Here is a 26,739-nt window from a genome sequence, read left to right as displayed (position 1 = left end):
AATGATAAAAACCGAGCATTTAAGTAAATATTATAGCAGTCATTTTCATCACGAAGTACGTGCCATACGGGATATTACTTTAGAAATCACGAAAAAGAGCTTTGTAATATTCAAAGGACCTTCCGGCTCCGGGAAAACTACCCTGCTTAACGTCATTGGTACACTCGATAGACCTACCGAAGGCAAGGTGTTTATGTACGGTGAAGATATTACCACTTTTTCAGATATTGCTCTTTCAAGATTACGGCGGGAAAAGATCGGCTTTATTTTTCAGGATTTTCATCTCATCCCGCGGCTTACCAGTTGGGAGAATGTCTCTTATCCCCTTATTCCGTTAGGAGTCGATACCAAAAAACGTTTTGAAAGGGCAAGATTACTTTTAGAAAAGGTTGAACTTGGTGACCGGTTAGACCACACACCTGAAGAACTGAGCGGGGGGCAGCAACAAAGGGTAGCTATTGCACGGGCATTGATAAATGATCCTGAGATCATTATTGCTGATGAACCCACATCGAATATTGATGAAGAAACCGGAGAGCATATGTTAGAGCTTTTAACTGAATTGAAGAACAATGGGGTAACTATTTTGGTTGCTACCCACGATGCCCGGTTTGAGAAAATTGCTGATAGAGTTTTTAAACTGAAAAATGGTAAGATTGAATAGATACAGAATATTTGACAGGATAACAGGATTAACAAGATATAAATACTGTTAGCCAAATCTGTATTATAACTCAAAGACTATCTTAATAGATCTAAGGAGGGTAATATGGAATATAAAGAGTTAACAGAAAGGATTATTGGTTGCTCTTATCGTGTCTATAATAGAATGGGATTTGGTTTTCTTGAGAGTGTATACGAGAAGTGCATGCTTATAGTGCTTATAGAATTACGTAAAGCAAGGCTTAACGCAGAATCGCAAAAGCCTATTACAGTTTATTATGAAAATGAGATTGTAGGAGAATTTGTAGCAGATATTATTGTTAATGATACGATTATTCTAGAACTGAAGTCGGTTCGGCAAATTATAAATGCTCATGAAGTACAATTAGTTAACTACCTTGTTGCTACTGGGAAACCGGTCGGCCTTGTTATTAACTTTGGTGAAAGAAAAGTTGAAATTAAACGTAAAATTAAGGATTTAGAAAAATTTATGGTAGGCAAGATTTAAAAATTATCCTGTTTATCCTGTTATCCTGTCAAATAGTTAGATTATTACTATGATTGTAAATATATATACCCTTATTATGTTGTTTGTTGCATTTGTTTCTCTTTTCCTGGGAGGATTTCTGCTCTATACAACAATAAAGTCTCTCCTTAATTTTAAGGCAATCGTGCCTCTTGAGAGAAGGAGCCAATTTGAACAAAAGGGATATCTCATTTTCCTGATTGCATGTGTAGCTATAGCTATTCGTATGCTTGCATGGCCCTGGTTTTATATTATGCTCCAGAGTTTCGTACCAGAAATCCCGGGGGCAATGTGCATGTTTGGCGTTACACAGATCCTGCCGTCTACGGTAATTTTCTTACAAATCATCAAACCTATCGCATTTTTTATTATGGGTGGATGGTTACTGTGTTATTACGTTGATAAATCCACCCCCACAACACCGCTAGCGAGAAAAAACTTTTATTTTTTACTCATAGTCTGTGGCTTACTTTTGACAGACAGTATTACAGACATCTCTTATGTACTCCGTATGAAACCGATGATGTCCGTCTCTTGTTGTGCCACCTTCTTTGATGTACCGTTAAGACCTTCTGCCATGATCCCGCAAGCCATCCTGGGAAACAACTTTCAGATTATCCTGTTTGTTCTCTACTATGTAATAAACATAATCCTCATTGCTTTCCTATTTACGACCCTTCGGAAAAAATGGCAATCGTGGTTATCATTATCCGAAAACAGTATCTTTTATAGCCAGGCTGCGATAGCAATTATTAATATCCCCGTGGTCATCCTCTCGCTTTTTGAGATCATTACTCCAAGGCTTATGCAGCTTCCTTACCATCACTGCATCTATTGCTTTATGGGAAACGGCACGGTACCAGACGCCCCTATTATCTTGGGATTATTTATCATTGGTACCTTTGCTGTTGGTTGGATGGGTATACTGCGTTTCCTTTGTAAGAATGGAGAGGTACAACCGATAACAGAACGGCTTTTAGTAAAGATCAACAATTTAGCCACCTTTTGCCTGTTAGCTTCTCTTGGTATGGTAACGATACATTTGATCTTTATTTAGACAGGATTAACATGACGAAAAAATTTTGGATTGGAATAGTTATCGCTCTAACAATTGCACTCATTGGTGTATCGTATCAAAAATTTTTAAGAAATCCGCGATGTGCATATGATGGCTCGCCCATTGCACCTATTTATGAGGTTGATATTGTCCTTAAAGACGCTTCAACATATCGTTTTTGCTCGGTCTACTGTGCAACTCAATGGTTCAGGAAAAATACCCAGCCGGTTGACCATATTTTGGTTACTGATGAAGTAAGAGGTAATAAGATCGATTCCTATATGGCATATTTTGTGGAGAGTGAGTTAATCACGAATGAGGCGAACGGCAACCGTATCCACGCCTTTCAACAGCGGCAAGATGCCCTTACCCATGCAGAAAAATTTCATGGCAAGATGGCAGATGATCCATTCACTATCGATGAATGAAAAAAACGAACCACATTGGACAGGGGTAGCACGGCATATGCATCAAGCGAAGAACTACTACAAGTGAAAATATTTGATTTACAAAACAATTTTCCGACAACTTATTTAATGTTTCTATTTCTTACTTACCATCTCCTGTTCTTTTAACAATTTATATTCAATGCTATCCACAAGGGCATGCCAGCTTGCATCGATTAAATTTTCTGATACACCGACGGTATTCCAGATATTTTTTTCATCCTGTGATTCAATAAATACCCTTACCTTGGCTGCAGTTCCTTTCCGTGGATTAATGACACGGACTTTATAATCCACGAGTTTCATATCTTTTAATGACGGGTAGAACCGCTCCAATGCCTTGCGTAGCGCTGAATCAAGGGCATTTACCGGACCCTCCCCCTCACTTGCAGAAAGCTCCTGGATACCATCCACCTCCACCTTGACCGTTGCCTCTGTTATCGGTAATCCGTTTTCCCTCTTCTCGACAATCACCCGAAATCCTTGCAGGTTAAAGAAGGGTTTATATCGACCGGCTTTTTTTCTTACCAGGAGTTCAAATGACGCCTCGGCAGATTCGAATTGATATCCTTCATTCTCCAGGTTTTGAACCGTTTCAAGGATAGATCTCATAAAAGCGCCATCATGGGTCAGATGAAACTTTTCTATCTTTGCAAGGATCGTCGAGCTGCCTGAAAGCTCAGAGATCAATATCTTCCGTTCATTTCCCACTGACTCCGGAGGAATGTGCTCATAGGTACCCTTATTTTTTTGAATGGCATTAATATGTAGCCCGCCTTTATGGGCAAAGGCGCTGGTCCCTACAAACGGTTGATTAGGCCGAAGAAGCAGATTAGCCGTTTCATAAACATACCTGGATACCTCGGTAAGCTTTTTCAGTCTGCCATCACGTAAACAATGATATCTCCTTTTCAAAACCAGATTGGGAATAATGGAGCACAAATCTGCATTCCCGCAACGCTCCCCAAACCCGTTAATCGTCCCCTGCACCTGTCTTACTCCCTGATCTATGGCTGCAAGGGTATTTGCCACTGCAAGGTCACCGTCATTATGGACGTGGATACCCAACATGCCTTGTATTTTTTGCCTGACGTCTCTTACGATCTCTGCCACTTCTGCAGGTAAACTGCCCCCGTTCGTATCACATAATACGATAGCATCAGCGCCTGAGGACTGGGCTGCCTGAAGTACCTTCAGGGCGTATTCACGGTTTTTCTTATACCCATCGAAAAAATGTTCGGCGTCAAAAAAGACTTCCCGGTTTTTAGATTTAAGATATGCGACCGTATCGGAAACCATCTTAAGATTCTCATCCAGTGATACCTTCAGTACATCCGTTACCTGAAAATCCCAGCTCTTCCCGACAATGGTAACAACAGGTGTATCTGCCTGTAGTAGCGCTGTTACATTTCGGTCATCTTCGACATGCTTATCCGCTCTCCGTGTGCTTCCAAAAGATGCGACCTTTGCATGATGTAATTTCAGCGATTTTACTTCCTTAAAGTAGGCTTCATCTTTCGGATTGGCAATAGGATAACCACCTTCTATATAATCTACCCCCAGATCGTCTAACTTTAAGGTAATGGCCAGTTTATCCTGTAACGAGAAGGAGATCCCTTCAGATTGGCTGCCATCACGTAATGTGGTATCGTAAATAAAAATTTTATCCATAACAGAAGTACGTTTAACCGTACATAATAAAGAACCTAAAAGAGGATTTTAAACATCATTATATTCTTTCTATCTCTATAGTTTAAAAAAACTTATAGAAAATCATTATCAAGTAACGGGAAAAGAGGTTTTTAATGATATCAATGGTGCAATAGGTTGTCAAGTTTAAAAGAAATTCGTGGAAAAAGATTGTTTTTTTATTAATTGACCAGACAATGGACATTCTTTTATAATAAGAAAATGATTTTTGATAATTGTTCAGCCATAGAGGTAGAGAGAAGTTGGTATTCTGCACTATTGTTTTCTCGCTAAACGCTGTATTCTCTATGGTTAATATTCAATGCTGTCTATTAAAACTATCTTTCATTTACTACAAGCGGAGGAAAAACATGTCGCATCCACATCATCCACATGGTCAACATCCAGGTGGTCACTCCATACCTCATGGGCATGGTAATATGCCAGAAACTATACGAGAAACCTATGCACGTATAAAAGATGATACTTCCGGCAAGTCTGCTGCCGAGTATATGAAGAACATGAAAAATCAGTTGCGTCTGGTTTTTTGGGAAACAACGGCAGGGTGTAACCTGGAGTGTATCCACTGTCGCAGGCTTGATGTAAGCACAACCCTCGCCAGAGATGACATGTCTACAAAAGAGGCTTTCGCCTTTGTAGATGCCGTTGCGGAAACGGGTAAACCTATTCTGGTACTCAGTGGAGGTGAACCGCTCTTCAGGCCCGACATCTTCGAGATAGCAAAGTATGCGGTAAGTAAAGGGCTGAGCGTTGCGTTAGCAACCAATGGAACACTGGTTGACGATAAGACTGCAAAAAGGATTGTAGATGCAGGCATTGCCCGCGTATCGATCAGTTTTGATGGTGCAGATGCCAGGACTCATGATGAATTCCGAAAGATACCGGGTTCATTCGAACGTTCTATCGCAGGGTTTAAACGATTGAAGGACCTTGGCATGAGCATGCAAATCAACTGTACCATTGCAAAACATAATGTCGATCAGGTCGACGATCTGTATCAACTCGCTCTTAAGATGGGTGCAGAGGCATTGCATATCTTTATGCTCGTACCAGTGGGATGCGGTGTTCAGATTGCTGATGATCAAATGCTTCACCCAAAGAAATATGAAGAAGTACTGAACCATTTTTACGACCTTTCCAAAGAGGCCAGGATTCAAACAAAGGCCACCTGTGCGCCCCATTATTTCCGTATTATGCGGGAACGTGCCAAAGAGGAAGGTGTTACCATATCACCCAAGACGCATGGCATGGCTGCCATGACGAAGGGATGTCTGGCTGGCACCGGTGTATGTTTCGTTTCTCATAAGGGAGAGGTCTTTCCTTGTGGTTATTTGCCGGTAGAGGCCGGTCATGTAAGAAAACAAAGGTTTGTAGATATCTGGAATAATTCACCTGTCTTTCAGAAGCTGCGCGATCCCGATCTTCTGGAAGGCAAATGCGGGGCATGTGAATATAAGAAGGTGTGTGAGGGTTGCAGAGCACGGGCATTTTACGATACCGGCAACTATTTGGCTGAAGAACCTTATTGCATTTATCAGCCAAAACTGGCCCGTACAGACAAAGTTTAGCGAAGCAAAGCCTCAGACTTATGATAAAATATACGAAATCATACAAGCGCGGGGTTAAGAGATTGTAAGAGTTGTGAAGTTGGGAATCCAGATATTCTCAACCTCACAACTTCTGAATAGAAAATAAGGAAATGTATCGAATAATATTTCAATATCTGTAGGGCAACCCTTCAGGGTTGCCTGGCAAGGCTAAAGCCTCGCCCTACATTATTATTGAGGACTAATGGCCAGGTCTTTATACCTTAATAATCTCTTCTTTTTCCTTTTCTACTTTATCGAGTCCAAAAGCTGTATGAACAGCCCGTAAGGCACGATCAGCGTGGGCGTCATCAATCACACAGGAGATCTTAATCTCTGAAGTACTGATCATCTGAATATTGATCTTCTCGTCGGCTAATACGCTAAACATTTTTTCAGCTACACCGCAGTGACTCCGCATGCCAATACCTACCACTGAAAGTTTAGCAATCTTACTATCATGCATTACTTCTTTAGCACCAAGGTCATTCTTTATCTTTTCTGCAGTTTCCAGGGCTATTCGTAAATCACTTCTTGGCACCGTGAATGTTACATCCGCCCTACCCTCGATACTGGCATTCTGTATAATCATATCTACGTTAATATTCCTTCGGGCAATCTCATGAAATATCTTAGCAGCCTGACCAGGAACGTCGGGTACAGCCCGAATAGTAATCTTTGCATCTTCTTTGCTTACGGCAACGCCGCTAACAACAATATCCTCCATCTCCTTCACCTCCTTACAAATCAACGTCCCTTCGCTATTATTAAAGCTTGACCGGACATACAGGGGAACGTTATATTTTTTTGCAAATTCGATTGAACGGGAATGCATCACCTGTGCTCCCAGGCTTGCCAGTTCAAGTATCTCATCGTACGATACCTTATCAAGTTTCCGCGCATACGGAACTTTCCGTGGGTCAGCGGTATAGATACCATCCACATCAGTAAAAATATCACACCGGTCTGCCCCCATGATAGAGGCTAAAGCTACAGCCGTTGTATCCGAACCACCGCGTCCGAGAGTGGTAATATTTTCATTTGCATCAACACCCTGAAATCCGGCAACAATAACAATTGTACCGTTCTCCAGTTCTTTTTGAATACGATTCGTACTAATGTTCCTGATGCGCGCCTTGGTATGATAGCTGTCAGTAATGATACCTACCTGTCCTCCGGTAAAAGAAACAGCCGGATATCCAAGCGCATGGATTGCCATAGCCACAAGGGCTATGGAAATCTGTTCTCCGGTAGACATAAGCATATCAAGTTCACGTGTTGATGGATTATCCGTCAGTTCATAGGCAAGATCAATCAGTTCATCAGTCGTTTGACCTCTCGCTGACACTACCACAATTACCTTATTCCCGGCCTTGTATGTCTCGATGATACGTTTTGCGGCCGCCCTAATACGTTCTGCATTGGCTACAGAAGTGCCACCAAATTTCTGTACGATAAGTCCCATATACTATCCTTAAAATGCGTTATTCCCTCTATCGGTAAACATCGAACTTCAATAAATAGTTATTTAGATTATTACATGTGTTTATTAAAGTCAATCTTTTTCTGGAGATTGAAAAGGATAAAATCTTTTATAATTGACAAGATATCAAATTATATTATACTGGCAATAAGTATTACCTGTTCGTCAATATCTATTTATATGCGATAACCACATTAAACAAGGAGGTTTTTTTATGCAAGGAAATACACAAGTTATCGAAGCGCTCAATGAAATACTTATCTCAGAATTGACATCCATCAATCAATATTTTCTCCATGCCAAAATGTGTGAGAACTGGGGATATCAATGTTTATATGAGGATAATGAAAAGAGAGCAATAGAAGAGATGAAGCATGCAGAGAAATTGATGGAACGCATGTTATTTTTAGAAGGTAGTCCTACCGTTAGTAAACTCGATAAAGTTACTATAGGAAAAACGGTGAAAGAACAGGCGGAAAATGATCATGCACTAGAAATGACAGCGATTCAGAGGCTTCAAAAGGCTATCAAACTCTGCATCGATGTGAGTGATGGCGGCTCACGCGAGTTACTGGAACATATCCTTGTCGAAGAAGAAGCCCACGTCGATGATTTAGAATCCTATTTACAACAAATCAAGGATATGGGAATTGAGAATTTCTTGTCTATACAGGTACACAAAGAAGAGAAATCTTAAGGACTGAATACCCGTTAGCGGAACTTCAATTCTTATCGTGATAAATAAAACCAACAATACCATACACCTGAATTGTTGGTTTTATTTATTTCATGTTTAAGATAAATTCAAAACTAATAATTTAGGTTCTGTCATCTCTTCGATAGCATAACGAACGCCTTCCCGTCCAATACCCGACTCCTTAACCCCACCATAAGGCATATTATCAGAACGAAAAGATGGTACATCATTCACCATCACACCACCTACCTCCAAATGCTCATAGGCGTAAAAGGCATGCCGTATATTATTCGTAAATACACTTGCCTGTAATCCATAGATAGAATCATTTAATTGCCTTACCGCTTCTTCAAAAGTATCGTGTCCTGAGACCGTTACAGCCGGTGCAAATAGCTCATGAGTATTAACCTTCATTTGCGGCGTGGTATTGGTAATTACCGTTGACTCATAGAACGTACCTTTACGTCTTCCTCCGGTAATGAGTGTCGCGCCACCTCTTACTGCTTCATTGACCCATAATTCTACCCTCTGTGCAGCCTGCTCATCGATCATTGGCCCAAGCCTCGTTTCTTCATCCATAGGATTACCCATTTTTAATGTCTTTATGTTATCTACAAAACTCGACATAAAGCTGTCATATATTTTTTTATTAACAAACAACCTTTGGAGAGATATACAAACCTGTCCGCTAAATGAGAAAGCGCTGGCAATGCATCGCTTCACCGCATAATCCAGATTATCACTACTATCAATAATCGCACCTGCATTTCCACCCAATTCCAATATTACCCTTTTCCTGCCAGCAATTTGTTTAAGCCTCCAACCTACCCCGGCGCTGCCAGTGAAAGTAAGCATCCTGATACGTTCGTCTGCTACTATTCGTTCGGACAGATTTACGGTACAAGGGAATACGCTAAAACCGCCTGCAGGCCAACCTGACTCAGAAATAACTTCGCCGAGAAGCAGCGCAGTCAGAGGTGTTTTTAAAGATGGTTTGATAAGAATGGGATTTCCTGCCGCAAACGCCGGCGCCACTTTATGGGCTATTAAGATCAGGGGAAAATTAAAAGGTGAAATGCCTACTATTGGCCCTATGGGAAAACGTCTGTTTAAACCAGTCCTATTCCTGGATCGCTCGGAAATATCTAAAGGAATGTATTCTCCAAATATTCTTTTTGATTCCTCGAATGCTATTTGAAATGTCCCGACAGCCCTTTCTACTTCAGTCCGGGAATCGGCAATAGGTTTACCCGTTTCCAGCGTTATCAATCGTGCAAATTCTTCACTTCTTTTACGGATTCCATCACGAATATTACCAAGAATTTCAGCTCTTTTAAAACCAGGGAGCCTTCTCGTTTCTTCAAAGGCACGGACAGCAGCCTGGATAGCATCCTCTGCATCATTCTCTTCTGCCAAAAAGGTAATACCTACCATATCATTATTATAGGGATTCCTTATCTCAAGCACATTCTTACCTTCCCGCCATTCGCTGGCAATGAGATATCTACCGGTATTTTGCATTCTTAAGCTCCAAATTATTCATCGGATATGTTATACATCGCTCCATATGAGCAGATGCAGTAATTGTATACACCCCATCCTCTTTCTTATACAAAATTGCAGGTATTTTATATAGAGAAAATTTATCAATAACCGTTACCCTGCTATTGTTCGTCATTCCTGGTAAAAATCTATGGTAATACCATGAGATATATGGTATTATTTTGACCAAAAATTTTTGTTATAGGTTATTAGTCTTTATCTCATGAACGGTAGCATTTGGTATAGAAATCTGCTTCTATTAAGAAAAACATACATTAATCCCCCACTCTTTTTACTCCGTTGTTAAAAACGAACTTATTATAGCATTACTGGTATTTCTTTCAATGTAACAATTATTATGAGGTAAATTATCCTATGTATTCAATGAAGTCTTTACCTACGTTGTTGTGTATATTCCTTTTTGGTTTTTCAATCTCGATGTTATCGCCACAAACATATGCGGCGGTAAGCCGGATACACCTTTCCTGGCAACATGACCCTGCAAGTTCTATGACAATTATGTGGTCATCAGATACCAGTCACAAGCCGCCAAAGGTTGAGTATGGAAGAACTACCGCATATGGCAATGTAGTTACCGGAGTGGATACCGAGCATGGCGAATACGTTCATACCGTTGAATTAACAGGCCTTACCCCGGACACGCTTTATCATTATCGTGTAAGTGATGATGGGGGATTATGGAGTCGTGATTATACTTTTTGGACTGCACCGGCGCCGGGTACATCAGGAACCAACGGTTTAGTTTTTACTGCCGTAGCAGATAAAAACTCAACGCCAAATTCTATTCTTATTAATTCAGCCCTGGCTGCCCAGAATGCTGATCTGCACATCATTGCCGGTGATCTTGCATATACAGCATCTGATAGCAACTATCATACCTGGATTGAACAGCAATCTGTTTACGCCACTTCTGCCGCCGTGATGCCGGCATGGGGAAACCATGATATTGATAAATCTCCCTATAGCTTTGCTCAGGCCCATTTTGCAATGCCCACAAATGGAACTTCGACCGAGCGATATTATTCTTACGATGTTGGGAATGCACATTTTCTGGCGATTGATTCAAATACCGATAACTCAACAGATCCTGGCAGCGCCCAGCATACCTTTATAGATAATGATCTTGCCTCTGCTGCATCAAATCCCAACATACAATGGATTATTGCCTATTTCCATCACAATGTTTACTCAGGCGGAGGCGGGCACTCTGATTATACAAAGCTACGGACAAACCTTCAGCCTCTCTTTGATAAATACAACGTTGACTTGGTATTCCATGCCCACAATCATAATTATGTCAGAACCAAACCACTCGCTTACGATTCTATTATTAAGGATGACTCGGATAATTTTGGACCAGAAGCTTATGATTTCTCTGATGCCGGACATGGACAAATTTATCTCGTGGTTGGCGGCGGTGGTGCGGAGCTTCATCCCTGCTCCACGACACCACCCAATTGGGTTATTCGGTGTGATTCGGAATTTTCATTTGCTCGCGTTACCATTAATACAAACACGTTAACATTTCAGGCGCTGAGATCTGACGGCTCCATACTTGATGATGGATTCACCATCAGAAAATCTCCTGCCGATGCTCTGGCGGCTCTTTATTCTTTTGACGAAGGAAGCGGGCAGGCTGCAACTGATTCTTCAGGCAACGGCAATCATGGTACCATCGTCGGAGGAGCTGTATGGACAACAGGAAAAAGCGGAGGCGGATTGAGTTTTGATGGGATTAATGATTCCGTACTCGTTCCCCGTATAAACAATGATGAGATTTCCCTGTGCGCATGGTTCAATAAAAACATAAACGATACGGCTCTTGCTGACGCAATATTTGGTGGAATGAGATGGAATCTAAACCCTCAGTTACAACAGGGATTTGATATGCGATTCAACCCCGATAGTCCTGATATCCTCAGATTTGCATTGGTAACCCAGAATGAAAGTGGGGATAAGACAACAAAGACTGCCAAGGCAAATTTACTCAACTCAATTGGCAACTGGTATCATGTTGCAGGCACTTACAACAAAATAAAAGGAGAACAAAAGTTATATGTAAATGGAATGCTGGTTACTATGCAAACTCATCCGGCAGGAAATACCATAGTCCCAATGACATATTATCCTGATATGAGAATAGGTCACTCAAGGGTTAATAAGGGGTATTTTAGTGGCATTATAGACGATGTACGCCTTTACAATCGGGCATTAAGTGACAAGGAGATACGAAACTTATATAACGCCTTTGCCACAGATATACAGATACACTATACCCTTGATGAAGGGGCAGGAACAATTGCCCATGATACCTCAGGTAATGGTAATCATGGTGAAATCCAGGGCGCTGTATGGGCAGCAGGGAAAAGCGACAACGGATTGAGCTTCGACGGGGTTGATGATTTTGTATCAGTACCTCGCATGAATAATAATGAAATCTCTCTGAGTGCGTGGTTCAGAAAGAATACCAACGATACGAACCATTCCGATGCAATATTCAGTGAGTTAAGATGGAGTTCAGACCCACAACTCCGGGAAGGGTTTGAAGTACGATTCAATTCTGGCAGCCCCGATACTCTCAGGTTCTCATTGGTAACCAGGGATGGAACTGGAACCAGAATAACAAAAACCGTGAAAGAAAATTTAATCAATTCTGTGAATACCTGGTATCATGTTGCTTGTACCTATAACATGACAACAGGACAGCAAAATCTGTATGTAAATGGACAACTCGTTGATACCGATACACATCCGGCCGGAAATACGATTGTACCATTGACCTACTATACTGACATGAAAATAGGATATTCACGGTATAAGGAAGGGTATTTTAACGGTCTCATCGACGACATCCGTCTCTATAAGCGTGCCTTGACCAGCCAGGAGATACAGGACTTATACAATAGTTATTAACCATAAAACTTGTGATTAAGTTTACTCAAAAATGCACGAGAGTTCCCCTGAAATCACTCTTTCATAAAGAGTGATTTCAGGGGATTTGAATACAAGCATCTGAGCTTTTGTAATCACATGAACAACCGTATAAGATTAATCGTTCTCAAGCCCATATATATGTTCAAAATAGGTGCGTAATAGCTCTGCTACACTCCAGGCCTGAGAAATACACCCGCGTGGGGTGTGAGGAGGGTCTCCATCAAATATTTCAGAAATCGTTCCCAGTCCGGATTCAAATAGATGCGTATAAAACGGCTCAAAAAGTCCTTCAATATATTTTTGCATATTTTTATGGCCTGCATACACCCTGGCATAGGCTGAAATGTAGGGACCTATTAACCACGGCCATACAGTGCCCTGATGATATGCCTTATCTCTCTCATAAACACCTCCAATACAATGCCCCACATAATCTTTATCTTTTGGTGAAAGAGTTCTCAGTCCATAAGGTGTCAAAAGGTGCTCCTGTACTATCTCCATCACACGTTTCTGTCTTCTCATGGTTAACATCGAATGTGGCAAACTTACAGCAAATATTTGATTAGGGCGAATGGCCTTATTTCTTGTTTCTCCCTCTATGAAATCATAAAGGTACTGCCCTTCTTCAAACCAGAAGTGTTTATTAAATGACTCGCATACCTTCTGCGCCAAGATACTATAATCTGTACTTTCATCAGGTAAATTCATCTTACGGGCAAGAAATACCATGATCTGCAGTGCATTATACCAAAGGGCATTGATTTCTACAGCCTTTCCCATCCGTGGTGTTACAACCCAATCCCCCACTTTAGCATCCATCCATGTCAGTTGCACCCCTTCTGCACCAGCATAGATTAAGCCATCTGTATCCATATGGATATGGTAGCGAGTTCCCTTCTTATAATACTTAATAATCTCCTTTAGTACATTGTATAAATCCCTGCGAACGGCATTGAGATCTTTTGTAAAGCGCAGATACTGATATACTGCATGAATATACCACAGTGATGCATCGGCAGTATTGTATTCAGGAGTCTCTCCATAATCCGGGAACCGATTGGGAATCATCCCCTTACTAACATACCGGGCATACGAAAGTAATATTTCCCGGGCATCTTCAAATCTTCCCTGTACAAGGGTAAGTCCAGGCAGTGAAATCATAGTATCCCGTCCCCAATCCCCGAACCAGTGATATCCTGCAATAATACTTTTCTTATCACCTTCCCGCTTTACAATGAAGCTATCTGAAACATTCAATAAGGACTCAATGAATGCAGCAAGATTTTCCTTCGTTATATCTTTTGTCTTTTCTACCGCATTCTTTCCGCAAGTCCGGTTTATTTCCTTTTTGCGAAAAGAGAAATAATCGATATCCTTCTTTTTCAAAGGGAAATCAGGAGAAATTAAGAGATCTGCATTTCCATTATCATCACACTTTTTTCTGTATAGACCCTTCCTGCGGTTAATTTCTGTATTGAGTAATTCTAAAATATCCCATCTCTCACATGCATTTGTTGAAGCAACAATATAGGAATCAATCTCTTTATTCAGATCAAACTGCAGAGCAAAAGGGCTAAAGTGGTCTTCGTGCGCATCCAGACCTCGTTCGGTCTCCTTTGGGTATTCCATATTTTTATACCAGAATTGAACTGTATCGATTGATTGTGCATTATGAAAAAGATACAGGGGGGGAAGCTGTTCGTATGGCTGTAAATATATTCCATGCGGAAGAATATGATAAGTGGTCTTTAAAGACGGATTTTCGGAGGTAAGCCAATGATAATCACGAAATGCAATCATGATCCTTATCTTCAAGGACAAAGGAGCTAACGGCCGTGCTCCTCTACCAGTCACTTGATACAAAATGATAGTAGTATTTTCACCGTGAACCATAAACACTATTTTTTTTATATCTACCCCGCTCACAGAATAAGCAAAGGTAGGAAATGGATGCAAGCTAAATTGAATAAGATTTTTATATCCTTCAGGATGAATTGCATTCGGGTAAAAATTCGTAGAGAGCGGAAACTGCTTCTCTCCTATAGAGAGAGTTTCTTCCACTTTGGATAGCAATAAAGACCGCCCTAAGGGAGGTCTTGTAGCAGCCATAAGGAGACCATGATACCGCCTTGTATTTGCACCGATTATTGTAGAGGAAGCATAGCCACCAATACCGTTGGTCTCTAACCACTCCTTTTCTGCGCTTAAGGAAAGGTCATGACAAATATCTCTATTGAAAATGATTGTTCTACCGGATTCTTTCCTCCTGTCTCCGTCTTTAAGAATATCCATAAGTCTCCTTTTCAAAAGATAAAGGGAATAATAAGATGGCTGAGGCCATAACCTTGCACTGTTTTCATTATACTCTCATGAGGAATAAATCTTATCGGAAAAATAATAGTAACCTTACTCTTCCGGCACGTACCGATAATACTCATTTCTCATTATAATTAACAAAAAAGTCATTTTTAGCAAAATATTTGATTAACAACAAAAAAATAGTATAGTAGTTGTAATTCAATTTTGCTGTATATCATAAAAGTATCATTTCAGGTTCATGTATGACACGTACGACAGGCGTATCTATTGTTTACTGCGAGGATTATGATAAAGAAAAGGTCATTTCCGCTATCGATCAGATCTTTCAGCATTTTGGCGGTATCCAGAGCATTATAAAAAAGGGAACACGGGTATTATTAAAACCAAATTTTATAAAAGAGAGCACGCCTGAAGAATGTGCGGTTACTCATCCTATAATCATAGAAGTGATAGCCAAAAAGATACTGGAGATGGAGACCACACCCATTATTGGCGATAGCCCTGCTTTTGGTTCTGTCTCAAAAATTGCAAGGCGGATAGGTCTTGACCACTTTGCAAAGGAGCATGGTATCGAGATTATCGAACTTAATATGCCACGCAGGATAAAAACAAAATGCGGAGGAAAATCATTTTCACTCACCGTTTCTGGTAAGGCATTGGATGCAGATGCCATCATAAACCTTCCCAAACTGAAAGCCCATGTACAATTGCTCTATACTGCCGCAGTGAAGAATATGTACGGATGCGTCAGCGGCAAGAGAAAGGCATGGCGGCATCTTCAGTCGCATGATGACCTGAGCTGGTATACAGAAATGCTCCTGGCAAATTACCAGGCTGTGAAACCTACTTTTACCATCGTGGATGCCGTTATGGCTATGGAAAAACATGGGCCAACGGGTGGAACACCCAGACAGGTTTCTTTAATCCTCGGAGGTATTGACTGCATCGCCATTGACCGTGTCCTGGCAGAGGTCCTCTGCGTTTCACCATCTCAGGCGCCTCTTCTAAAAGCTGCCAAGCTACATAACATAGGAGAACAAAATATGACTAACATAGAGATTTTTGGCAAATCATTATCCACCGTGAAGATATCGGATTTTATACTTCCAAAACTCGTGCCAATAGGATTTAATACCTTTAAGGTCATGAAGAGTCTTGCTAAACATCTTTGGATGAAGGGTTTTTCCAAAACCATATTATTTCTTTTAACAAGTAATTTTTTATTACCTATGTACGCCTTTTCAGAAGCAGATAGATTAAAAAACTTCCCATCACAGGTCGCTCACCATGATATTGTCCATATCCCAACGGGTGAAAAGGTACAATTTTCTGACCTTGCCCGTTTTTTTGATTGTGCAAGCGTGCTCTACGTTGGCGAAACCCATGCAAACAAGGCAGCCCATCAGGTGCAGCTAAAGGTGCTTCAGGCATACTATGAGAAATTTGGGAGTAACATAGCCATTGGTATGGAGATGTTTACAAGACCATACCAACCTTTTTTAGACCAGTGGATTGCAGGAGAAATTGACGAGGAGAAATTTCTTGAGGATACACGATGGGATAAAGAGTGGGGATATGATTATTCTTTGTATAAAGATATCTTTGGTTTCGCCCGAGAAAAGAAAATCCCCATAATCGCCCTGAACGCGCCTAAGGAATTGGTAAAAATGCTGCACAATAAGGGGCTGAAAAATTTGAGCGAGGAAGAGAAAAAAAAATTGCCGGAAATTGATACAACCGATTTCTTTCATAGAATCTATTTGAAAAAAGCCATTATGGAACATGTAAGCAGTTCAACAGATTTTGAAAGATATAATGATATACAATCTTTATGGGAGGAATACATGGCTCAGACGATTGTAGATTATTTATCCTCATGGGAAGGGAAAGATAAGAAGTTTCTCACCTTTGTAGGGAATGGTCATATTGTGTATGATTTTGGAATCCCGAAAAGGGTGTTTCGCCGCACTCCTCTCCCCTATTACACCATCTATCCGGCCGAATTCACTGAGGGAAAACCGACGGGTAATCAAGACTTGTTTTCAACAGAAATTCCCCTGGAACCAGCCGATTTTGTTTGGGCTATCCCACCGGTCGAAAAGGAAAAAAAGATGGTATACCTGGGAGTACAACTTCAAAAAACAAGCGATGATAAATTAGTTATCCAGGAAATAGGCCAGAACAGTCCTGCTGAAAAGGCGGGTTTCATGGTAGGCGATAGTATCTTATCAATTGATGGAAGAGTAGCAAAAAATGTCATGGATCTGGTCCGTTATTTACAAACAAAACAGTTTGGCGATACCTGTAATGTGGAGATTGAGCGTGGCGGGACTAAGATCACCTATTCAGTCACTCTTTTTGAAATAGAATAACTTGAATATGAGAGGCTTATTCAATACAATGATTGTTTATTATTTACGGAGATTTGTATATATTTCTGACGAAAAGGTTACAAAATAAAAACCATGCGGACAAAACTGTCAACACAATACAACCCAAAAGAGATAGACGACAAATGGTATCAGTTTTGGGAGGAAAAAGGGTTTTTTCATAGTGAACCAAACCCTTCCCAGAAACCATATACTATTGTCATTCCTCCTCCAAATATTACTGGTGTGCTTCATATGGGACACGCCTTAAACAATATTATTCAAGATATTTTGATCCGATGGAGACGCATGCAGGGATACAACACCCTGTGGATGCCTGGTACGGACCATGCGGGCATTGCTACCCAAAATGTAGTTGAAAGGGAATTAGCAGCTAAACACAAAAAGCGTGAGCATCTGGGACGGGAACGTTTTATAGAAGAGGTCTGGAAATGGAAAAATCAGTACGGCTCAACTATTATTAAACAGTTGAAAAAACTGGGAAGCTCATGCGATTGGAACCGGGAAAGATTTACGATGGATGAAGGCCTCTCAACTGCAGTAAAAGAAGCATTCGTGCGATTGTTTGAGAAAGGCTTAATCTATAAAGGCAAATACATGATTAACTGGTGTCCCCGATGCTGTACAGCCTTAGCCGATGATGAGGTTGAGCATGAAGAACATGAGGGGAATCTGTGGTATATAAAATATCCGTTCAGAGACGCGCCGCATCTCTATTTTATCGTAGCAACAACACGCCCTGAAACCATGCTGGGTGATGTTGCCGTAGCCGTTAACCCGAAAGATGGCCGCTTTAAGGATATGATAGGTGAAATCCTTACCCTCCCTATTATCGGGCGGGAATTGCCAATTATTGCCGATGATTTTGTAGACCCATCTTTTGGAACCGGTGCAGTTAAAGTTACACCTGCTCACGATCCTAATGACTTTGAGATTGGCAAACGCCATACGTTAACCTCCATTGTTATTATGCATGAGAATGGGATTATGAATGAGAATGCAGGCGATTACGAAGGACTGGACCGTTTTGAGTGCAGGAATGCTCTGATAGAAGAATTAAAATTGAAAAAATACATTGAAAATGTCGTCCCTCATAAGCATTCAGTTGGACATTGTTACCGGTGCCATACCGTCATTGAACCTTATATCTCTGATCAGTGGTTTGTAAAGATGCGTCCCCTTGCAGATGCAGCGATAAAGGCAACACAGGAAAAGTCTATAACATTCTTCCCTGGTCGATGGGAAAAGATATACTTAAGTTGGCTGGAAAATGTCCGGGATTGGTGTATCTCAAGACAGATCTGGTGGGGACACCGTATTCCCGCCTGGTATTGTCAGGAGTGCAGGGCAACCACAGTAGCACGTGAAACGCCCATGAAATGTTCAAAATGTGGTAGTACTCAATTGAAACAAGATGAAGATGTACTTGATACATGGTTCAGTTCTGCTCTATGGCCTTTTTCCACAATGGGGTGGCCTAAGGAAACGCCTGAATTGCTGTATTACTACCCTACGTCTACCCTTGTTACTGACCGGGGAATTATCTATTTCTGGGTAGCCCGAATGGTTATGATGGGACTCGAAATGATGCATCAAGTCCCTTTCTCCAATGTCTACATCCACGGTACAATCCTCGATGAACAGGGAAGGAAAATGAGCAAATCGCTGGGAAACGGCATTGACCCCCTTGCTATGATTGACACCTATGGAGCAGATGCTGTGCGATTTTCGATTATTATCCTAACCACGGAAGGCCAGGATATAAAACTTTCGGAAAGCAAATTTGAGATGGGTCGTAACTTTACGAACAAACTCTGGAATGCAGCACGGTTTGTTATGATGAATTTAGAAGAAGAATGTCCGAAAGAGATTACCATTGAACCCGGAGATTATCAATTTGAAGACACATGGATACTCAACCGGTTAGATGCAACAATTGAGGCCTGTACTTCATCTCTAGAACAATTCAAGTTTAATGATGCGGCCATGAAAATCTACGATTTTATGTGGCACTCCTTCTGCGATTGGTACCTGGAAATCGTTAAAGCTCGCCTCTATGAGCCGGTAAGTCCCAGAGATAAAAAGGTGGCACAAACAGTATTGGCAAGGGTATTTAATCAAATGCTCCGTATATTACATCCTTTTATTCCTTTTATTACCGAAGAATTATGGCAAAATTTAAAGCAAACTATTTCTGAAAATAAAATTGATATCGGGGATGATATACACGGTAAGGCCATTATCTGTAATATCTGGCCCATGGCGACAAAACAATATGGAAATCATATCGAAAAAACCATGGTCATCCTGCAGGATATTATCCGTGCTATTCGGAATATACGGAGTAAGATGAATATCATGGAAAAGCAAAAATTGAATGCTGTGATCTCCTTTTCAGAAAATGGTGAGTTCGGATTGAAAGAGCATACAGATCTCCTTAGGCGAATGGCCAACCTTGAGCATTTAGAGATTGGTAAAAATCTTACGAAACCCATTAACTCTGCTTGTGAAGTTATTGGACAAATACAAGCATTTGTGCCACTTGCAGGTATTATAGACCCGATGGCTGAAAAAGAGCGGCAACTAAAACATTTAAAACAACTGGAAGACCATTTACTCGTGGTAAGGCGTAAGCTGGAAAATCAAAATTTTGTTGCAAGGGCGCCCGCTCATGTTGTAGCAATGGAACAGAATCGCCAGAAGGAATTGTTAGACCAGATTGGTAAGGTAAAACTCATTTTGCACGATCTTGAGTGTAGAATGTGAGAAGATAAGAGATCTTTCATCTCCTCAGATTCCAAGGAATAGTTTTTCAATAGTTCAGTATTTTTACGGTTAAGTTTTGGCATTAAGGTAAGGAATTCATGAAAAAAATATTTTATATCCCTGTATTTTACATCATGGTATCATATTTTATTTCGATCTCAGGTCTTCACGCCGAGATATCTACTTCACCTGCAACAACAAAAAAATGCCCGGCATGTAATAAGGTGTATTCAGAAAAGACAAAATTTTGCGCTGAAGACGGATCAAAATTAGTAGAGATACCAGTAAAGATGGTATGCCCGGATTGCAATAAAGAAGGGGCTCCGGGAGAGAAATTCTGTAAAGAACACGGAAAGAAACTTGTTTCACCTTCTGAGGTATCTCCTCTTCAGGAAACAGACACTATAGAAAACAAAAAAGAACTTGCTAAAAAATATTATAAAGAAGGCAATGACCATTGCGATGCCGAATCATATGATTTAGCGATAGAGTCATATAAAAAAGCGGAAGAAATGTTTTCTGATTTTCCGGCGCTTCATTATAACATGGGTTGGGTTTATGGCAAATTGGGAAACGCTGAAAAGGCAATACAGCATTTACAAAAGTATATCGTACTCGCACCGGATGCTACCGATCTCACGGAGGTACAAAGTTATATCATCATTCTAAAACAAGCGATGGAGAAGCAAAAACATCTTCGGGATACTTTCAAAAATCGGGATGAGACCATGAGGAAGGCGTTGATTGAGCAGAAGCAAAAATATGGAAGCGTTACCATACCGGCAGGCGAGTTTACTATGGGAACGAATGAAGCCAGAGAAGATGCATTTCCGGAACATAAGGTCTATTTGGATGCATTTAAAATTGACCGCTATGAAGTAACAAATGCCCAATACTGGGAATTTTTAGAATATATGAAAAAGACAAACGATCATAGCAAATGTTTTAAGGGAGAACCCAGTGGGAAAGATCATACCCCAAGATTCTGGGAAAACGAGTACTATAACGTTCCGGATTACCCTATTGTCAGAATTGACTGGTATGATGCCTATGCGTATGCTGCCTGGGCAGGGAAACGGTTACCTACCGAGGCTGAATGGGAAAAGGCAGCGCGGGGATTGGATGGAAGAAAGTTTCCCTGGGGAAATGAGTGGAATCCCGCCCGATGCAATCTCAGCGGAGACCCCAAACCCGTGGGAAGTGTAGAAAGTGGAAAGAGTATTTACGGCTGCTACGATATGGCCGGCAGCGTTCATGAGTGGTGTGCAGATTGGTATCTGAATACGTACTACGCTGAATCCCCACATCAAAACCCTAAAGGTCCTGATAACGGCATCAGACGGGTAATACGGGGAGGGTCTCGTTTTTCTCAGCCATTCCAGGTACGAACTAACACGAGAAAATCGGAACAACCTGATTTGTTTAACCAGGCGTTAGGGTTTCGCTGTGCAAGTGATATAAAAGAGAAAAAGTAAGAATTACCTGAAAACTCCGTCTATATTGAATACATTCGAATGACAGCATCAGTAGATAATAATCTATATAAACATCTCCTGGAAATCCTGTGTGATGGGGTTTACTTTGTTGATTGTACAAGAAAGATTCTTTACTGGAATAAAGGGGCAGAAAAAATTACCGGATATATGAGTTCTGAGGTAGTAGGAAAACGATGTGTCGATACTGTGCTCAATCATGTTGATACGTGTGGTATTAAATTTTATACAACGGCATGTCCGTTGTTTGAAACAATAAGGGATTATAGACCCCGCGAAGTAGAAGTATATATCCAACACAAAAAAGGGCATCGGATACCTGTTTTCGTACGTACAGCGCCACTTCTCGACTCAAACGAACATATTACCGGGGCAGTTGAAATATTCAGTGACAATACACCAAAGCTTCTCATTAATCAGAGAATTAAAGACCTTGAGAAAATGGCATTACTCGACCCACTTACAGAGTTGGCAAACAGACGCTATATCGAGATGAACATACAAAGCAAATTGGATGAATTGTGCCGATACGGCAGATCTTTTGGAATTTTCTTCATGGATATTGATCACTTCAAGAAAATAAACGATGCATATGGCCATAGTGTTGGAGATAAGGTATTAAAAATGGTAACGAAGACACTATTACATTCTGTTAGGACATCTGATATTGTAGGCCGCTGGGGTGGAGAAGAATTTATCGCAATCACTCCAAATGTTGATAAAGAACGATTGCATTTTATTTCAAAGAAACTTCATGCCCTTGTTGGATATTCCAGTTTTTCTATAGGATCAGATATTATCCAGGTTACTATCTCTATTGGCGCTACAATTGCGCAACCGGATGATACAGTAAACACATTATTGGAACGGTCTGATAAGCTTATGTACTGTAGCAAGATTTCCGGAAGAAATCGTACATCAATAGGTTAAGTTAAGAATTTGAGAATTTTGAAACTTTCGGGGATATAATTTTGTTTTTATTAGCAACTAAAATACTTTATAGTAGGTAGAATTTATTATATCTGTATCATAGATAAGTTACTATTTTGAAAGGAGAAAAGAGATGAAGCGTATTGGATATTTTTTCAGTGTTGTGGGAATTACCTGTGCATTAATTACCTCTTATGCTATTAAAACCACCTCTGCAGGTGAAGGTTGTTGTGGCAGTAAAGAGGCTTCCGCTTCTGAAAGAGCGGAAAATAAATGTGTTGTTTGTGGAAAAGTTGTTGAAAAAGATAAAGGAATATCGGTGGAATGCGAAGGAAAAACGGTTACGTTATGTTGCAAAGGTTGTGAGGCCACATTTAAAAAGGGTTGTAAAGAAGGAAATGAAAAATGCTGTGAGAAAACAGAACATCATCATCACTAAGAAAACACGCATTTTATAATTTACCAAAAAATAGATATTATAAAATTTAAGGCGCTTTTGTATCGATATGATACAAAAGCGCCTTTTAAATTTAATGTTCCGTAACTCGTAACACCGTAGTTTTTGAACTCATATCCACGTAGTTTTTGAAAAATACCCTCATAGGGATGAAATGTTTATAGAAACATGTGGTATACAAAACCTTAGCTCCATCGGAGCGGCATGTGAAACACAGCAACACCATGTCGCTCCGATGGAGCTGGATTGTGGCAGAATGATTTGTCTGTAAATATTTCGCTCCCAACGGAGCTGTTCACGGTATTTTTTTAAAAAACTATTATGTTACCATAATTCTCATAAAATTATTGATATTTACAAAAAGGCGGATTCGCTCCGCTTAATCCGCCCTACCGCAAACCCGCTTCATGAAAATGGAAATTCCTATACAATCTATTCCTTCAACTCCTTTATCAGGAACGTACCCTGCGGTGGATTTAAAAGAATAGTTTTTACACGTTCCTGCCATAGGATACCAAATTCCCTCGATTCATCCTCAGAAGCTTTACCAGAAATTACCAGAGGCATAAGCTTATCCATCCGCTCACTACCTGATATCGGTTCAACATAATACGTTACTTCTACCGCTTTCCCGCTATCAGTTCTTTGAAATATTATAGAGCAAACTGCCCTGGGATCAGGTGATTGCTCCCTATCAAAAACCATTAAATTATACCTTCCGTATTTTCCGGCAGGCCCAAGCCCTTTGAATCCATTTTCACCGGAAGCCCCTGTTATGAGCGTTACTATTTGTGATATTGGTCCATTTACCTTATAATTAACTTCCCCCTTAAAAGTAACTTTTATATTTCCTCTTACCGGCACTTCATCACCATACAGGGACTTCAACACCATTTGAGTAGACTTATAGGCGCCAGCAACTGCCGGGCAAGAATGCCCTGCAGATTTTACGGCATCAGCATACGTAAAGGTAAAAACCTCCCCCTTCTCCATTGCCCCAAGTACAACAGCTAAAGGGTCTTTCATTTTTATTGGTTCTACACGATCAAAAAAATCCTTACTATAGTTTGTCTGTCCTTCCGCAGAAACATAACCATACATAACAATACAATACATGGCTAAAAAAATAACCAGATATGCAAAAAATCCTTTTAATGAGAAAATCTTGCAAGATATCCTATTCACTCCTTCGGCTCCTTTCATTTTAAAATGATTTTCGTAATTCTTTATTGAAGAATTAATAAAAGTTCTATACAATACATTGTTAAATTTTGCATGTTACTAAAGCTATGAGAGGGTTCTATTTTGCAAGAGCTTAGTTTATACCAGAAAGACTATTTAGGCAAGCGTATAATGACGAAAAAACTCAGGATTGGTGTTGTCCCTTATATGAACGCCAAACCATTGATTTATACATTAACTCAACAATCGGATTCTGTTGAATTACTATTTGAAGTACCTTCGCTTCTCCCGGAGATGTTGAATAATGATCATATTGATGTAGCTATCATTCCTTCCATTGAATATTTCAGGAATGGCAATTATGCAATCGTACCCAATATTTCTCTTTCTTCGCTGGGAACTGTTGAGAGTGTAAAGATATTTTCAAAGGTACCGATACAAAACATTAGAACTGCAGCATTAGATAAAAGTTCCTTAACTTCCTGTACACTCACGAAGATCCTTTTTAAGGAATACTATCATCTTTCTCCTCAGTATACATCGTGGAATAATCAATACGACATTTCCCGTATAGATACTGACGCCGTTCTTATCATTGGAGATAATGCTATGAGAGCCAGTGACAATGGTTATTTCACTTTGGATTTAGGCCAGGCATGGTTTGAATATACCGGCCTTCCCTTCGTTTATGCCGTTTGGGCTGTTAAGAAGACTCACCGTATGCCAGATATAAACATTTTATTACAAAATGCAAAGGAGTGTGGTATGAAATTGGTTAAAACGATAGCAGCCGATGAATCGCAGCGTCTCCGGTTTCCTTACGAGAAATGTTTGAACTATCTTACCAACTCTATGAAATACAATCTCGGCAAAAACGAAATAAAAGGACTTCAAACATTTTATCATTACGCTGTATCTTTAGGGCTTGCCCCACAGGGAGTGAAGATTGTTTTCAATGAAACCTAGTTTGTCCTATTCATTTCATGAGATTGAAGATATTCTTGATAAATCCTTACAAAATAAGAGATTATCCTCACAAGAATGCTTAAAGTTGTTTTCTGTCAAAGAACTTACCAGTTTAGGAATGGCGGCGGATGAAATTTCACGGAAAAAACATCCGGAAAATTACCGGACCTACATTATTGACCGGAATATTAATTATACGAATATCTGCACATCAGGCTGTAAATTCTGTGCCTTTTACAAAGAGGTTGAACAAAACGGCGCGTACATCATTTCTAAAGATTCTTTGTTTAAAAAGATAGAAGAGACCTTATCTTTGGGCGGTAGGCAAATCCTTATGCAGGGCGGCCTGCATCCATCGTTGAGGCTGGATTTCTATGTAGATATACTTAAATCTATCAAGGCGCGATATAATATTCATATCCATGCTTTCTCACCTCCTGAGATTATCCATTTTTCAAAATTAAATAATCTCCCTGTATTGGATATTATTCAAAAACTCAATGAAGCAGGACTTGATTCGATACCCGGGGGAGGCGCTGAAATCCTGGTTAACCGATGCCGTAATCTCTTAAGTCCAAACAAGTGTACTGCACAAGAATGGCTTGATGTTATGCGCCAGGCGCATAATCTTGGCATGCGAACCACCGCTACCATGATGTTTGGCCATGTCGAAACCCTGGAAGAACGTGTCGAACATCTTGAAAAGATACGGAGGCTTCAGGATGAAACGGGTGGATTTACTGCCTTTATAGCATGGACATTTCAGCCAAAAAATACTCAACTCCATACTTCATTACTCGGGAGTTATGATTATTTAAGGACGATAGCCATTTCGCGTCTGTATTTAGATAATATTGAGAATATTCAGGCATCATGGGTTACGCAAGGGTCAAAAATCGCTCAACTTTCGTTGAAATTCGGCGCCAATGATATGGGCAGTACGATGATTGAAGAAAATGTAGTCAGAGCTACCGGGGTAAGCTACCAAATGGATAAAGAAGAGATAGAATCGCTCATTAAAGATCTCGGATACGAGGCAATGCAAAGGGACCTGTATTATCGTATCTTGGAATCTTCACCCGTATAGATTTTTAAAAGGATACGTTTTTTTAATAATACTGTTTTACCCTCTTGACAACTTTCCCCTTAAATGATTTAATTACCACCCAAAGTATTCCAGGGTGTGCTTCTAAAGGGGATTTTTTGCTTCATTGAGAATGACATAAAATATCATAAACTATAGCCGAAAATTACAGGGTTATTCAGAATAGCATCAAAAAGTGTTTTGTATGCACCAGGTAGAACGAAATGACCACCCCGCATCGCCTCCTGCACCAATAAAAGCTTTTTGAACAGCCCATAATTGTTTATATTTGGCCTAAAACAGTAAAATCAGTTTGCCTCTGGTAAAAAATAGAGTCGATGTAGGGCAAGGCTTTAGCCTTGCTTCCCCGCATAAATGTGCGCACGGGAGAGAGCAACCATAAAGAGTTGCCCTACGTAACTTTTATAACAGCAGTGGCAAGACGCGCCTTGCCACTACAGATTGAATTTCTTTAACGTAAATTTAG

General features: G+C 40.3%; 19 protein-coding genes. 14 read left to right on the top strand and 5 right to left on the bottom strand.

Translation table 11 applies throughout. From position 1 onward, the window contains the following. The first annotated feature begins 1 nt into the window (after nt 1). The 4 genes from FBQ94_RS04960 (at nt 2) to FBQ94_RS04945 (ending at nt 2,674) form a co-directional block, all read left to right on the top strand. Nucleotides 2-664, top strand: coding sequence for an ABC transporter ATP-binding protein (locus FBQ94_RS04960; protein ID WP_007221980.1), 663 nt, complete (start codon nt 2-4; stop codon nt 662-664). Nucleotides 665-769: 105 nt separating this feature from the next. After that, nucleotides 770-1,171 carry a GxxExxY protein gene (locus tag FBQ94_RS04955; protein ID WP_007221979.1) on the top strand — a complete coding sequence of 134 codons (402 nt, stop codon included), beginning with the start codon at nt 770-772 and terminating at the stop codon, nt 1,169-1,171. A gap of 49 nt (nt 1,172-1,220) precedes the next feature. After that, the gene (locus FBQ94_RS04950) at nt 1,221-2,246 is read left to right on the top strand and encodes a hypothetical protein (RefSeq protein WP_007221978.1); all 1,026 of its coding nucleotides are present in this window, start codon (nt 1,221-1,223) and stop codon (nt 2,244-2,246) included. 11 nt (nt 2,247-2,257) lie between these two features. Further along, nucleotides 2,258-2,674 (top strand): hypothetical protein, encoded by a 417-nt coding sequence (locus FBQ94_RS04945; RefSeq protein ID WP_007221977.1) that lies wholly within the window; start codon nt 2,258-2,260, stop codon nt 2,672-2,674. A gap of 114 nt (nt 2,675-2,788) precedes the next feature. Here the strand turns inward: FBQ94_RS04945 and cimA are convergent, their stop codons facing one another. Then, complete coding sequence (cimA, locus tag FBQ94_RS04940; RefSeq protein ID WP_007221976.1) at nt 2,789-4,363, bottom strand: citramalate synthase; 1,575 nt, start codon at nt 4,361-4,363, stop codon at nt 2,789-2,791. A 389-nt stretch (nt 4,364-4,752) separates the two neighbouring features. Here cimA and FBQ94_RS04935 point away from each other — a divergent pair, with 389 nt between their 5' ends. After that, nucleotides 4,753-5,970 (top strand): radical SAM/SPASM domain-containing protein, encoded by a 1,218-nt coding sequence (locus tag FBQ94_RS04935; protein ID WP_007221975.1) that lies wholly within the window; start codon nt 4,753-4,755, stop codon nt 5,968-5,970. A gap of 235 nt (nt 5,971-6,205) precedes the next feature. Here FBQ94_RS04935 and FBQ94_RS04930 read toward each other — a convergent pair whose 3' ends face one another. Next, entirely contained in the window at nt 6,206-7,453 is a 1,248-nt protein-coding gene (locus FBQ94_RS04930; RefSeq protein ID WP_007221974.1) for an aspartate kinase, read from the bottom strand. A 232-nt stretch (nt 7,454-7,685) separates the two neighbouring features. Here FBQ94_RS04930 and bfr point away from each other — a divergent pair, with 232 nt between their 5' ends. Next, the gene (gene bfr, locus FBQ94_RS04925; RefSeq protein WP_007221973.1) at nt 7,686-8,168 is read left to right on the top strand and encodes a bacterioferritin; all 483 of its coding nucleotides are present in this window, start codon (nt 7,686-7,688) and stop codon (nt 8,166-8,168) included. A 96-nt stretch (nt 8,169-8,264) separates the two neighbouring features. Here the strand turns inward: bfr and FBQ94_RS04920 are convergent, their stop codons facing one another. Beyond that, on the bottom strand, nt 8,265-9,689 hold the full coding sequence (locus FBQ94_RS04920) for an aldehyde dehydrogenase family protein (RefSeq protein ID WP_007221972.1): 1,425 nt from the start codon (nt 9,687-9,689) through the stop codon (nt 8,265-8,267). Between the two features lie 396 nt (nt 9,690-10,085). Here FBQ94_RS04920 and FBQ94_RS04915 point away from each other — a divergent pair, with 396 nt between their 5' ends. Continuing rightward, complete coding sequence (locus tag FBQ94_RS04915; RefSeq protein ID WP_007221970.1) at nt 10,086-12,644, top strand: LamG-like jellyroll fold domain-containing protein; 2,559 nt, start codon at nt 10,086-10,088, stop codon at nt 12,642-12,644. A 135-nt stretch (nt 12,645-12,779) separates the two neighbouring features. On the opposite strand, the gene FBQ94_RS04910 is transcribed toward FBQ94_RS04915, so the two are convergent. Further along, on the bottom strand, nt 12,780-14,957 hold the full coding sequence (locus FBQ94_RS04910; RefSeq protein ID WP_007221969.1) for an amylo-alpha-1,6-glucosidase: 2,178 nt from the start codon (nt 14,955-14,957) through the stop codon (nt 12,780-12,782). A gap of 269 nt (nt 14,958-15,226) precedes the next feature. On the opposite strand from FBQ94_RS04910, the gene FBQ94_RS04905 reads away from it, so the two are divergent. The 5 genes from FBQ94_RS04905 to FBQ94_RS04885 all read left to right on the top strand — a co-directional run bounded on the left by FBQ94_RS04905 (nt 15,227) and on the right by FBQ94_RS04885 (nt 23,002). Continuing rightward, nucleotides 15,227-17,356: a ChaN family lipoprotein gene (locus tag FBQ94_RS04905; RefSeq protein ID WP_007221968.1), complete on the top strand. Its 2,130-nt coding sequence runs from the start codon at nt 15,227-15,229 to the stop codon at nt 17,354-17,356. 93 nt (nt 17,357-17,449) lie between these two features. Further along, complete coding sequence (locus FBQ94_RS04900; protein WP_007221967.1) at nt 17,450-20,140, top strand: valine--tRNA ligase; 2,691 nt, start codon at nt 17,450-17,452, stop codon at nt 20,138-20,140. Between the two features lie 98 nt (nt 20,141-20,238). After that, nucleotides 20,239-21,615: an SUMF1/EgtB/PvdO family nonheme iron enzyme gene (locus tag FBQ94_RS04895; protein ID WP_007221966.1), complete on the top strand. Its 1,377-nt coding sequence runs from the start codon at nt 20,239-20,241 to the stop codon at nt 21,613-21,615. 39 nt (nt 21,616-21,654) lie between these two features. Continuing rightward, on the top strand, nt 21,655-22,563 hold the full coding sequence (locus FBQ94_RS04890; RefSeq protein WP_007221965.1) for a sensor domain-containing diguanylate cyclase: 909 nt from the start codon (nt 21,655-21,657) through the stop codon (nt 22,561-22,563). Between the two features lie 133 nt (nt 22,564-22,696). Further along, nucleotides 22,697-23,002 carry a hypothetical protein gene (locus FBQ94_RS04885; RefSeq protein WP_007221964.1) on the top strand — a complete coding sequence of 102 codons (306 nt, stop codon included), beginning with the start codon at nt 22,697-22,699 and terminating at the stop codon, nt 23,000-23,002. Nucleotides 23,003-23,452: 450 nt separating this feature from the next. On the opposite strand, the gene FBQ94_RS04880 is transcribed toward FBQ94_RS04885, so the two are convergent. Further along, the gene (locus tag FBQ94_RS04880) at nt 23,453-24,205 is read right to left on the bottom strand and encodes a hypothetical protein (protein ID WP_285442012.1); all 753 of its coding nucleotides are present in this window, start codon (nt 24,203-24,205) and stop codon (nt 23,453-23,455) included. A 168-nt stretch (nt 24,206-24,373) separates the two neighbouring features. On the opposite strand from FBQ94_RS04880, the gene FBQ94_RS04875 reads away from it, so the two are divergent. Then, nucleotides 24,374-25,168: a menaquinone biosynthetic enzyme MqnA/MqnD family protein gene (locus tag FBQ94_RS04875; protein ID WP_040544136.1), complete on the top strand. Its 795-nt coding sequence runs from the start codon at nt 24,374-24,376 to the stop codon at nt 25,166-25,168. Next, nucleotides 25,158-26,255: a cyclic dehypoxanthinyl futalosine synthase gene (gene mqnC / locus FBQ94_RS04870; RefSeq protein WP_040543717.1), complete on the top strand. Its 1,098-nt coding sequence runs from the start codon at nt 25,158-25,160 to the stop codon at nt 26,253-26,255. Before FBQ94_RS04875 ends, mqnC begins: the two co-directional genes overlap by 11 nt. Nucleotides 26,256-26,739 lie beyond the last annotated feature (484 nt).

Source organism: Candidatus Jettenia sp. AMX1, from assembly GCF_030263775.1.
GTDB lineage: Bacteria > Planctomycetota > Brocadiia > Brocadiales > Brocadiaceae > Jettenia > Jettenia caeni.
Note: the sequence above shows the minus strand (reverse complement) of the source record. Positions and strands in the feature narration are given on the sequence as shown.